Origin of the sequence: Bacillus sp. 179-C3.3 HS, from assembly GCF_047229225.1 — a bacterium.
GTDB lineage: Bacteria > Bacillota > Bacilli > Bacillales > Bacillaceae > Bacillus.
The window spans coordinates 83,483-95,604 of the sequence record NZ_JBFEFT010000004.1 but is presented as its reverse complement, the minus strand read 5'-3'; the positions used below and the strand labels follow the sequence as shown (position 1 = coordinate 95,604).

Genomic DNA, 12,122 nt, shown 5'->3' with positions numbered 1-12,122 from the left:
TTCTTTACGCTTTCTTGTGGGCTTTCATCAATTGAATCAGCTCATCAAGCTTCACTTCAATCTGTTCACCTGTTGTCGAATCTTTTACGTTCACAATTTGTTGCGCTAGTTCATCTTCACCAAGAACCGCAATAAACCTTGCTTTTAAACGATCAGCCGCTTTAAATTGTCCTTTTAGTTTCTTTCCTGTATAGTCCATTTCGCTTGAAATGCCTTCTTTTCTCAGGCGGTTTAATAATGAAACGGCGTAATCTTTTGCTTCATCACCTAGTGCGGCAATGTATAAGTCAATGCCATCTTGTACTGGAAGTTCAATCTTTTCAGCATCAATCGCCGATAGGAAACGCTCAATACTCATCGCAAAACCGATACCTGGAGATTCAGGGCCACCGATTCCTTCAACGAGTCCATCATAACGACCTCCACCGGCTAAAGTTGTAATCGCCCCAAAGCCTTCTGCATTGCTCATAATCTCAAATGCTGTGTGGTTGTAGTAATCAAGGCCGCGCACTAAATTTGGATCAACGACATAGTCAATGCCGATACCTGTTAAATATTCTTTGACCTTTTCAAAATAAGTCCGTGATTCCTCATTTAAGTAATCCTGAATGGATGGAGCCGTTGCCATCAGTTCGTGGTCACGATCCTTTTTACAATCAAGAATACGAAGCGGATTTTGATGTAAACGAGTTTGACAGTCATGACAGAATTCATCAATTCTTGGTTCAAAGTGCTCGACTAAGGCTTTACGGTAGTCTGCACGGCTTTCTTTGTCACCAAGGCTGTTGATGACAAGCTTTAAGTTGGACAAACCCGCTTTCTCATATACACTCATCGCCAGTGAAATGACTTCAGCATCAATGGCAGGATCTTTTGAACCAATCGCTTCAATCCCAAATTGATAAAACTGACGGTATCTTCCCGTTTGCGGACGCTCATAGCGGAACATCGGGCCAATGTAATACAGCTTTGTTGGTTGCGCCGGCTGTGCAAATAATTTATTTTCAACATAAGAACGAACCGTTGAGGCTGTTCCCTCTGGGCGAAGTGTGATGCTGCGCCCTTTTTTATCTTCAAATGTATACATCTCTTTTTGAACGATATCTGTCGATTCGCCTACTCCTCGTGCAAACAGTTCCGTATGCTCAAAAATCGGCGTGCGAATCTCTTTGTATTGAAAAGCTGCACATGTCTCTCTCGCAATTTGTTCAACATATTGCCAGCGTTCTGACTCTCCCGGTAAAATATCCTGTGTGCCTCTTGGAATATTAAAACTCATTTTTCGTCCTCCTACGACCATCATTTTTTTATGTGGACATATAAAAAACCCCCGCCTCTACTATGTGTATAGTAGGGACGAGAGTTATACCCGTGGTGCCACCCTAGTTGGAACATCATCTTACATGTTCCCGCTCAAATCCTTAACGCAGATTCACGTTCTCCACCTAATGACTCATTTTCAGAGTGTTCAGCAGGAAACCTACAGAGTGTTCTTTCGTGATAAATGCCATGCGGATTCGCTTTCAGCCTAGGCGATTCCTCTCTGCTCACGCTATTTATCCTACTATGCTCTATCATCAGTTCCACATTTTAAATTTTCAAGTGTGTTGATTTATATTATAATAAGGTCGGTACTGCTATCTGTCAACCCTTGTAGTGCCTCTTTTTCTTTTCCAGCTCTTCTTTTGAGGTGCATCCGTATTCAGCTGCGGTCTCTTCAAGGAAGCCTGGTTGATCGATTTCGTCGTGCTGCCAACGATCTATATCGCGATGTCCATTATATTGCACTCGTCCTAATTTCCTGCTTAATCTCATGTTTGTACATCCTTTTATCACATTTTTCTTTAGTATAAACAGATTGATTCTTTTTTATGAGGGAAAAGACAAGGATTTCAACGATTACATAACGAATTAACAGTCATTGGTTGACAAGGGAGGAGAAAACAACATTTTGAATCTAAAAACATACAATCGAATCATGCTTTTACTCATCTGCTTTGTTCTCATTGCCAGCACTTGGCCGATTCATCGCGCTACAGCTCAAACAGATCAAGCTGTCGTCGCAACAGATAAAATCAATGTGAGAACTGGTCCTGGCTTAAGCTACGGAATTGCAGCTGTTGTCAAACGAGGGGAAAGCTATCCCATTCTCACTGAACAAGGGGACTGGGTTCAGATCCAACTATCAAATGGACAAAAGGGCTGGGTTGTCTCTTGGTTGATCACCACATCATCTCAAGCACAAAAGGCAGCAAAACCAAAAACACAAACTCAAAACAGTTCAGTCAGTGGATCGGTCACATCGACAGCGTCTGATCTTCGTATTCGGACTGGCCCTGGAACTTCATATCGAGTGATCGGGACTTTCCCTCAAGGCGCGTCAGCTAAAAAATTAGAGACAAGCGGGACTTGGACAAAAATTTCGTATCAGCAAGCAGAAGGCTGGGTTCATTCTGATTTTATTTCAGGTGGACAAAAAGGATCACAGGCAGCCGAGCCCTCTCGCATGAAGCAGACAGGCACTGTAGGCGTATCGAGCTTAAATGTTCGACAATCGGCGGCACCAGATGCACAAGTAGTGGCATCGCTAACACGCAACAGCCAAGTGAGCATTTTACGAGAGCAAAATGGTTGGTATGAAATTGAGGCCAGAGGTGTCAAAGGCTGGGTCGCAAGCTATTATATTGTGACTAGTAAAGGATCAAGTTCCACGCGTGGAGAAAGTCCGGCCACTTCAGCTTCACAGCAAAAAGCGTATATTGTTTATGATGGCACCAATATTAGAAAAAGCGCTTCTACCTCTGCTCCAATTGCAGAAAGAGCCACAAAGGGTGCTGCTTATCAAATTGTTCGCACGCAAGGTGACTGGTATGAAGTAACACTCACAAACGGCGGAACAGGTTATGTGGCAAACTGGGTCGTTCAAACAAGGAAAAATAGTAGCGAGGCACCTAGACCACAGCAAGATTCGTCATCAGGTACAGGCACTTTAAAAGGAAAAAACATTGTACTTGATCCTGGTCATGGCGGAAAAGATAGCGGCACAATTGGTGCAGATGGCGCATTTGAAAAAAGCATGACGATCAAAACCGCCAATTTACTCGCAGGAAAACTAAGGGCTTCTGGTGCAAATGTTTATTTAACAAGAACGGATGATACATTTGTCAGCCTACAATCAAGGGTTGCCACATCTCATTACCGAAATGCAGATGCATTCATTAGTCTACATTATGATAGTTTTATAGATCCAAGTGTCAGAGGAAGCACAGCCTATTATTATCAAGCATCAAAAGACCAAAACCTTGCGACTAAGGTTCATCAAGAAGTCGCCAAACGCTCACAAATCCCTGACAGGGGTGTAGCATTCGGGGATTATTTCGTTTTAAGAGAAAATAAACGCCCTGCCCTTTTATATGAACTCGGCTATTTGAGCCATCCTCAAGAGGAAGCGATCATTTATAGCGCTGCCTATCAAGAGCGAGTGACTGAAGGGATGACAGAAGGATTAAAACAATATTTCCGGTAACTGAAAAAAGAGGCCTAAGCGCCTCTTTTTTTATGTCAAAGAAAAAGACTCTAAACAAACTCATACAAGAGTTTATCTACAGTCTAGACAAATCTATTCTTTGCTATCCATCCAAATGGTCACAGGACCTGAATTGGTCAATGACACGTCCATCATTGCACCAAAACGGCCAGTTTCGACATGGATTCCTTTTTCTCTAAGGGTCTCATTGAATTGTTCATAAAGTGCATTCGCCACATCAGGTTTGGCGGCATTCATAAAATTCGGTCGTCTGCCTTTTCGCGTATCACCGTAAAGGGTAAATTGAGACACAGACAAAACGCTCCCTTTTACATCAAGCAAGGAATGATTCATTTTCCCATTTTCATCTTCAAAAATGCGAAGGTGTGCGAGCTTTTCAGCTAAGTACATCACATCCGCTTCCGTATCCTCATGCGTGACGCCAACGAGCACCATATACCCTTCTTTGATCGCACCTGTGATCTCATCTCCTACTCTCACAGATGCATTTGTCACACGCTGTACAACAAGCCTCATAGACGATATACTCCCTTTCTAATTCATGAATCGACGAACAGAATAGATGTCTTTGATTTGTTTGATCCGTTCTACTACTTTGTGCAAATGGTTGATATTCTGGATAAAGATGGCCATATGGATCGTTGCTACTTTGTTGCGATCAGATTTCCCAGAAACAGACGAAATGTTTGTTTTCGTTTCATTGACCGCTTGTAATACCTCATTCAGTAAGCCGCGTCTATCATATCCTAATATCTCAATTTCCACGTTGTATTCTTTACGGTTTTGGGCAGGTTGGTCGTGCTCCCACTCTACCGGTATTAAACGCTCTTGCGCTTCTCCTGTTTTCACATTCGGACAGTCTTCACGGTGAACTGATACACCTCTACCTTTTGTAATAAAACCAACAATGCTATCTCCAGGAACTGGATTACAGCATTTAGATAAACGAACAAGCAGGTTATCAATCCCTTTTACCCTAACACCCGCTTCGCGTTTTTTACCGCGATATGGCTTTGGCTCTACCGTCACTTCTTGAACGGTTTTCTCTTGTTCTTCCTGATCTCTTTGTTTTCGTTCTTTTTCAGTTAATCGATTGGCCACTTGGAGGGCAGTAATTCCGTTATATCCAACAGCCGCATACATGTCTTCTTCGTTTGAGAAGTTAAATTTATCAGCTACTTTTTGTAGGTTTTCAGTTGTCAAAATGTCTTTTACATCAAACTCAAGGTTTTTAATCTCTTTCTCAATGAGTTCTCGGCCTTTTTCGACATTTTCTTCCCGTCGCTGTTTTTTGAAGAACTGTCTAATCTTGTTCTTCGCTTGAGACGTTTGGGCAAGCTTTACCCAATCCTGACTAGGTCCATAACTATGCTTAGATGTCAGAATTTCTATAATGTCACCCGTTTTCAGCTTATGATCGAGCGTCACCATCTTGCCATTGACCTTAGCGCCTATCGTTTTATTCCCTATTTCGGAATGGATACGATAAGAGAAGTCAATTGGGACAGAACCAGATGGCAATTCAATGACGTCGCCTTTTGGCGTAAAGACGAAGACCATGTCTGAGAAGAGGTCGATCTTTAATGATTCCATAAACTCTTCCGCATCTGTCGATTCATTTTGGAACTCAAGGATTTCTCTAAACCAAGAAAGCTTCTTCTGGAAAACAGCTTCTTCTGTTGGTTCCGCTGATTCCTTGCCTTCTTTGTATGCCCAGTGTGCCGCAATCCCGTATTCTGCAATGTCATGCATTTCAAACGTACGGATTTGGACTTCGAGCGGATCGCCCTTTGGTCCAATGACAGTCGTATGTAGTGACTGATACATGTTCGGCTTCGGCATCGCAATATAATCCTTGAATCTACCTGGCATCGGCTTCCAGCACGTATGGATAATACCAAGAACGGCATAACAGTCTTTGATGCTATCGACTAAAATACGAACAGCCAGCAAATCATAGATTTCATTAAATTGCTTATTTTGCAGCGCCATCTTCCGATAAATGCTATAAATATGCTTCGGTCTACCGGAAAACTCGGCTTTGATATTCACTTCAGACACGCGGTCCTTGACTTCACTGACGACCTCGTCCAAATATTCTTCACGTTCGGCTCTCTTACGTTTCATGAGATTGACAATTCGGTAATATTGCTGTGGATTTAAATAGCGGAGCGCTGTATCTTCAAGCTCCCACTTAATTTTTGAAATCCCTAATCTGTGCGCGAGTGGCGCAAAAATTTCAAGCGTTTCATTGGAGATTCTACGCTGTTTTTCCTGCGGAAGATGTTTGAGTGTTCTCATGTTGTGAAGTCGGTCTGCCAGCTTGATTAAAATGACGCGAATGTCCTGTGCCATTGCCACGAACATTTTTCTATGGTTTTCAGCCTGTTGTTCTTCATGTGACTTATATTTAATTTTCCCAAGCTTCGTCACACCATCAACAAGCATCGCCACTTCTTCGCTAAAGTGCTCTTTTAAATCTTCTAAGGTCACATCTGTGTCCTCGACCACATCATGCAGGAATCCACCTGCTATCGTTGATGGGTCCATTTCAAGATCAACAAGAATTCCCGCCACTTGAATGGGATGGATAATGTAGGGCTCACCTGATTTACGGTATTGCTCCTTGTGTGCATTTTCAGCATAATCATATGCTCGCTCTATAAATTGAATATGTTCAGCGGACAGGTATTCTCTTGCTTTATCAATGACCTGCTGCGCCGTTAAAACTTGTTCGTTCGCCATGGAATCACCTTTTAATGAAAACTGTATTGTAGTTTATTATCAAGAAAAAATCGATCGTTGTAAAGAGAAGAAGTCCGCTAAAAGATTTTTGATAGGAAAAAAGCACCCTTCTTACCGAGTGCTTTTTTCGAAAAACGCCATTAGTATTGCATTAACGTCAAGATGTCATAACCGTCAAGCTTCTTTCTGCCATCCAGATATGTCAACTCAATTAAGAATGCAATCCCTGCTACAACGCCGCCCAATTCCTCTACAAGCTTGATAGACGCTTCAATGGTTCCACCAGTTGCAAGCAGATCATCTGTAATCAGTACACGCTGACCAGGAAGAATCGCATCTTTGTGAATCGTTAATACATCTTTCCCGTATTCTAAGCCGTAATCAACTTTAATGACATCACGAGGAAGCTTTCCTTCTTTACGAACTGGTGCAAAACCGACACCAAGTGCATATGCCACCGGGCAGCCAATGATGAAACCACGTGCTTCAGGTCCGACGATCAGATCAATATCTCTTTCTTTCGCGTATTCAACGATCTGATCCGTTGCATAACGGTACACTTCGCCTTTATCCATTAAAGTTGTAATATCTTTAAATTGTACACCTTCTTTTGGGTAGTCAGGTACAACTGTCACATATTGTTTTAAATCCATCTTTTCCTTTTCCTCCTCGTACGTCAAAGCACAGGTGAGACTTCGCTCATCATGCTATTCAGCCATTCCTTCAGCTCTTTGGCTGAGGAATAAGTTAATGTTTGATCGAGTTCCATCAATCGTTGTTTTGCTGTATAAGACGGTGATGCCGTTAAATCATTTTTAGGGGCATCACGTACTATAGACAACACACCATCCTCTATTTTAACAAAACCGAGTTCAAAAAACACCTTTGTCATAAAAATGATTGTATCTTTTGTCCAACCTCTATGTTTTGCAAGTGCCATTCCTTGTTCTTTTAACGGGAAATCTCCTCGCTTTAATAAGAAACCATAAAACCATTTGAATTGGTCTCTGGAAGGGAATGAAGACATAAAGTGATCTTCTTTCCTTTGGAACACCGTGTAGATTCTCGCTGGTTTTTGATTTTCTAAAAGCAATTTGAAGATGTGTGTATCCGTAGGTACATCAGCAAAGATCACATACTTATCGTTTATATCCACCGTTGACACATTGTTGCTATTCACATGGTGCATTGGCAGATTGAGTTGCTGAACATCCTCTCTTGTTTCTTCATCAAAGTAGATGACAAGACATTGTTCCGGATTGAGCGCGGATATGCTCTTTGTCCACTCTTTTTTCCCTCGCAAATCAAATAATTGCCATTCGTCCACTCGTGCATCTTTTAACATGAGCTGAGGTTTCTTCCGGTTGTTCCATTCATTGATGGAAATTTCACCAATAACAGACAGATGGCTCCCCGGAACAATTTCCTCCTTTAAAAAACCTTGATGGAAACCAACACAGTCAAGTAGCGCTTCTTCGTCTTTTAGCGACATCTTAATATGATGATTGTTCGCACCAATGGTTCGGATATCTTCCAGCTTGGCGTCTTCAATCATAATAAACGGCTTGGGGTTGTTCATACCAAATGGAGACAATAAGCCCACTTCTTCAATCGCTTCAACCGTAATTTCCTCGACTTTACACACCGCATCAATTCGTTGAATCGGAATAAAGTCTTCTTCTGTCAGCGTTTCATTCGCAAATTGATTCAATCGCTCCCGAAGTAAAGGAACATCTTGCGCCTGAAGTGTCATGCCTGCAGCCATCGGATGTCCGCCGAAATGCGGAAGAATATCACGGCATTTACTCAAATGGAAAAAGAGATCAAATCCAGGTATACTACGTGCCGAACCTTTCGCCATTTGCGTTTCTTCATCTATCCCAAGCACAATCGCCGGACGAGAAAATGTATCCGTCAATTTAGAGGCAACAATCCCTACAACACCAGGATTCCATCCAGCCTTGGCGACAACAATTGCAGACTGGTCATCGTCATCTGCTTCAACCATTTTGATGGCTTCTTCAGTGATGGTACTGACAATTTTTTGCCGTTCTTTGTTTATTTCTTGTACAAATTGAGCGAGTTCCTCTGCTTCGTCTTGATCTTCTGTCATTAAAAGATGTACCGCTGGGTCTGCTTGTTCAATTCGTCCTACTGCATTCAGTCTAGGCGCAATTTGAAAACCAATTGTATCCTCATCTGCTTCTTCCAGAGAAGCACCAACTTCTTTCATTAAGGCTTTTAATCCCAGTCTGTTCGACTGTCGAAGCTGTTTGAGTCCTTTTTTGGCGAGCCATCTATTTTCATCATGAAGCGGAACAAGATCCGCAATTGTACCAATCGCTACTAAATCTAAAAGCTGAACAGGTAGCTCATCAAGCAAAGCATGCGCTAGCTTAAAAGCCACACCAACACCGGCTAGTTCTTTAAACGGATAGTGGCAGCCCGGTTGTTTAGGATGCACGATGGCAAGAGCTTCAGGTAGCTCCTCACTTGGTTCGTGGTGATCTGTGATAATCAGGTCTAGCCCAATTTCTTTTGCAATACGAGCTTCATTAACAGCAGCAATCCCCGTATCAACAGTGATGACAAGCGATGCCCCTTGCTCCTTTATATATCGAAAAGCCTGTTCGTTAGGCCCATAGCCTTCCTTAAATCGATCGGGAATATAAAAATCTACTTTTGCAGATCGTTCTTTTAATGTATGTAAAAGTACAGACGTACTTGTCACACCATCCGCATCATAGTCTCCGAAGATCACAATCGATTCCTGCTGTTCGATCGCTTTGTTGATGCGCTCTACTGCTTCTTTCATGCCTTTTAATAAGAACGGGTCATAGACCTCCGTTTTTTGATCAAATAAAAAAGACCTCGCTTCCTCTACTTCCTCGAGCCCTCTTTTGACAAGAAGCGATGCAGTCAGCATTGAAATATTCAGATTTTCAGAGAGTGATTTTACTTTTTCATCGCTTGGATGTTCATATTCCCAGCGCATTTTGGATAATAACATACATTCACCCCTCAACCACACTATTATACTAGAGTGGATCGAGGGGTTTCAAATTTTATTTTATGATTTTTTGCTGGAAGTTGATTTTCCCTTCTGTTTCGAAAGCACTGATGGGTCATTTAGCGGTGTGACGTTTGATTTCTTTTCTATCGCTTTGTAGGGCTTTTTAGCATAAGAAGCAGGTGCAGGTGTAGCGGCTGCACGCTCCGCCTTTAATACTTTTAGTTCTCGCTTGAGCTTCACGATTTGGAAGATCCCTGCAAAAGCGACAATCAGTCCACCCATTAGTACAGAGCCAATAATGACCAGAATCAGCGGCCACTCCGCCGTTCCAAATAAATAATCTACTTGTACAGGCCTTACATTGATGACGGCAAACACTGAAACAATTAAGACAAAAATAAATGCGAATATAATGGTCCATTGTTGTTTATTCATCTACATGTCCCCCAATCTTTTTCTATTATTGTTCCCTCATTCGTATCCTTTCTAAACAAATCATCCCCTATTCGCTTGTGTAAATAAAAAAAGACTGCCACGTATGGCAGTCTTTCTGATTAAATATCTTGTTCTACGTCTACTTTAGCCGGCTTTTTCAGTTCACGGCCTTTCCACATCAGCCAAATTTGCGCCGCAATATAAAGGGAAGAGTATACCCCTGTTAATAATCCGACAAGTAAGGCGATGGAGAAGTTTGTAATGGATGCAGAACCGAAAATGAGCAATGCTACCACGACAACTAGTACGGTAAGCACTGTGTTGACAGATCTCGTAAAGGTTTGCTGTAAGCTTAAGTTCACAATATACGAGAGGTCTTCAAACGTTTTCGGTTTACGTTTTTTCATTTGTTCACGGACCCTATCGAATGTCACAATCGTGTCATTGATCGAGTATCCGACGATCGTAAGTACCGCTGCAATGAAAGTCACATCAATCTCTAGACGCGTCACACTAAAGATAGCCACAATAAAGAATGCGTCGTATAAGAGAGAGATAATGGTCGCAATCGCCATTTTATATTCAAATCGGACAGATACATACAATACAATTCCGATTGAAGCAATGATGAGAGCATATATTGCATTACGAGCCAGTTCCTTTCCAACAGTCGGAGAAACTGTACTTACGTTAGGCTCAGTGCCATATTTATCTTTGAAGTAATCCTTCACTTCAGCGATTTTTTCTTTATTCGGGACACCGACAAATCGAGCGGCTGCTTGATTTTCCTTTTGACCAGATAAGACAACACTGTCTGCCTCAAGTCCTAGCTTCTTAAAGTCTTGCTCTACTTGCTCTGTTGTCAGCTTTTGATCGCTTTGGATATCAATCCTTGTTCCACTTGCAAAGTCAATGCCTGCATTGAGCTTGAAAATAGAAAGCACGATGATTCCAGCAATGGTCACTGCCACTGAGAAAATCATAAACCCTTTCCGTTTGCTCACAAAATCCCATTTATCAAATGGTGTTTTAGGTTCGGTGACTTCTGTCGTTTCATGAATATTCATGATGTCTTTTTTACGAACACCAAACCAGCCTTTTTTGCGGTCAAGAGAACGACTTTCAACAAGAAGTCCAAGTAGGAATCTTGATAAGAATACAGCTGTGATAAAGCTTGTTAAAATTGAGAGGATCAGCATCGTTGCAAATCCTTTGACAGAGCTTGTCCCGAAGAAGAAGAGAACGCCCCCTGCAATAATACTTGTTAAGTTCGCATCAAAGATGGTCGCAAATGATCTGCGGTTCCCTGATCTAAATGCAGAACGGACAGATTTACCGAGCTTGAGTTCTTCTTTGATCCGCTCATACGTGATAATATTGGCGTCGACAGCCATCCCAACACCGAGAATAAGTGCCGCAATACCAGGCAGTGTCATCACCGCACCCATCCACTCAAACACCTGCAACGTAATATAGATGTATGCTGAGAGCGTGATAACCGCAATGACACCAGGTAATCTGTAATAAAACAGCATGAATAAGAAGATAATGGCAATACCTACAATCCCTGCAAACACGGTTTCATTCAGTGCCTGTTCACCAAATTGTGCACTGACAGACGTTGAATATTTTTCAGTTAATTTAACTGGTAATGCCCCCGCATTTAAAATGCTTGCAAGGTCTTTGGCCTCTTGAATCGTAAAGCTTCCTTCAATTTGCACGTCACTGCTGTTAATCTCTTGATTGACATTTGGTGCTGACACGTACTTAGGATTCGGCTTTGCGACTTCTTTTTTAAAGGAATCTCCTTTGTTAAAATCGAGCCAAATGACAAGTTGGTTATTCGGAGCCATGCCCGCTACTTGTCTTGTCACATTACCAAATTTTTTCGCATCTTTGAGCTTTACTGTGACAATCGGTTCGTTTGTTTGGTTGAATGTTTGCTTTGCACCATTTTCAACAAGGTCTGTACCGTTCAAAAGCTCTTTGTCATTTGTGTCTCTAAAAGAGAGCTGCGCTTCCGTTGAAAGGATTTCCCTCGCCCTGTTTTGGTCTTTTACTCCCGCAAGCTGAACACGGATTCGGTTGTTCCCCTCAATCGAAATATTGGGCTCACTTACACCGAGCACGTTCGCTCTTCGGTTTAATGCCTCTACTGTACTGACAAGAACACCATTTGTAATCTTGTCATCTTTTTCTACCGAGTGTACATCATATAGAACTTCAAATCCACCTTGTAGATCAAGTCCTAGCGTAATATTATTCGCAACAGGCTTTGTTAAATAGCCCACACCAGTTCCGATTAACAGAACCACTAAGAAAAACGCAAGTATGCGTCCTTTTTTCATTATGTATTTCCTCCTTAAACACCTGAATCCATTA

9 protein-coding genes and 1 other annotated feature are annotated in these 12,122 nt (G+C 42.0%); of the genes, 1 reads left to right on the top strand and 8 read right to left on the bottom strand.

The features are described from left to right. Positions 1-4: 4 nt before the first annotated feature. Together hisS and AB1K80_RS04485 are read right to left on the bottom strand one after the other, a co-directional pair. A complete protein-coding gene (gene hisS, locus AB1K80_RS04490) occupies positions 5-1,279 on the bottom strand; it encodes a histidine--tRNA ligase (RefSeq protein WP_412855425.1) in 1,275 nt (424 codons plus the stop codon). Between the two features lie 70 nt (positions 1,280-1,349). Further along, positions 1,350-1,587, bottom strand: a binding site (T-box leader). Positions 1,588-1,644: 57 nt separating this feature from the next. Beyond that, entirely contained in the window at positions 1,645-1,815 is a 171-nt protein-coding gene (locus AB1K80_RS04485; protein WP_412855424.1) for a YrzK family protein, read from the bottom strand. Between the two features lie 136 nt (positions 1,816-1,951). On the opposite strand from AB1K80_RS04485, the gene AB1K80_RS04480 reads away from it, so the two are divergent. After that, positions 1,952-3,526: an SH3 domain-containing protein gene (locus AB1K80_RS04480; protein WP_412855423.1), complete on the top strand. Its 1,575-nt coding sequence runs from the start codon at positions 1,952-1,954 to the stop codon at positions 3,524-3,526. A gap of 93 nt (positions 3,527-3,619) precedes the next feature. Here the strand turns inward: AB1K80_RS04480 and dtd are convergent, their stop codons facing one another. From dtd to secDF, 6 genes are all read right to left on the bottom strand, one after another. Continuing rightward, positions 3,620-4,063, bottom strand: a complete 444-nt coding sequence (gene dtd / locus AB1K80_RS04475; protein ID WP_412855422.1) for a D-aminoacyl-tRNA deacylase — start codon at positions 4,061-4,063, stop codon at positions 3,620-3,622. 18 nt (positions 4,064-4,081) lie between these two features. Beyond that, positions 4,082-6,292 carry a RelA/SpoT family protein gene (locus AB1K80_RS04470; RefSeq protein WP_412855421.1) on the bottom strand — a complete coding sequence of 737 codons (2,211 nt, stop codon included), beginning with the start codon at positions 6,290-6,292 and terminating at the stop codon, positions 4,082-4,084. Between the two features lie 140 nt (positions 6,293-6,432). Beyond that, on the bottom strand, positions 6,433-6,945 hold the full coding sequence (locus tag AB1K80_RS04465; RefSeq protein WP_412855420.1) for an adenine phosphoribosyltransferase: 513 nt from the start codon (positions 6,943-6,945) through the stop codon (positions 6,433-6,435). A 23-nt stretch (positions 6,946-6,968) separates the two neighbouring features. Next, positions 6,969-9,302 carry a single-stranded-DNA-specific exonuclease RecJ gene (gene recJ, locus AB1K80_RS04460; protein ID WP_412855419.1) on the bottom strand — a complete coding sequence of 778 codons (2,334 nt, stop codon included), beginning with the start codon at positions 9,300-9,302 and terminating at the stop codon, positions 6,969-6,971. Positions 9,303-9,362: 60 nt separating this feature from the next. Next, positions 9,363-9,740, bottom strand: coding sequence for a LapA family protein (locus tag AB1K80_RS04455; RefSeq protein WP_412855418.1), 378 nt, complete (start codon positions 9,738-9,740; stop codon positions 9,363-9,365). Positions 9,741-9,859: 119 nt separating this feature from the next. Further along, positions 9,860-12,088, bottom strand: a complete 2,229-nt coding sequence (gene secDF, locus AB1K80_RS04450) for a protein translocase subunit SecDF (protein WP_412855417.1) — start codon at positions 12,086-12,088, stop codon at positions 9,860-9,862. Positions 12,089-12,122 lie beyond the last annotated feature (34 nt).

Bases quoted from the DNA above. Each gene is read 5' to 3' on its own strand.
- hisS (WP_412855425.1), bottom strand. From the start codon at position 1,279: ATGAGTTTTAATATTCCAAGAGGCACACAGGATATTTTACCGGGAGAG.
- AB1K80_RS04470 (WP_412855421.1), bottom strand. From the start codon at position 6,292: ATGGCGAACGAACAAGTTTTAACGGCGCAGCAGGTCATTGATAAAGCA.
- AB1K80_RS04465 (WP_412855420.1), bottom strand. From the start codon at position 6,945: ATGGATTTAAAACAATATGTGACAGTTGTACCTGACTACCCAAAAGAA.
- dtd (WP_412855422.1), bottom strand. From the start codon at position 4,063: ATGAGGCTTGTTGTACAGCGTGTGACAAATGCATCTGTGAGAGTAGGA.
- AB1K80_RS04485 (WP_412855424.1), bottom strand. From the start codon at position 1,815: ATGAGATTAAGCAGGAAATTAGGACGAGTGCAATATAATGGACATCGC.
- secDF (WP_412855417.1), bottom strand. From the start codon at position 12,088: ATGAAAAAAGGACGCATACTTGCGTTTTTCTTAGTGGTTCTGTTAATC.
- recJ (WP_412855419.1), bottom strand. From the start codon at position 9,302: ATGTTATTATCCAAAATGCGCTGGGAATATGAACATCCAAGCGATGAA.
- AB1K80_RS04455 (WP_412855418.1), bottom strand. From the start codon at position 9,740: ATGAATAAACAACAATGGACCATTATATTCGCATTTATTTTTGTCTTA.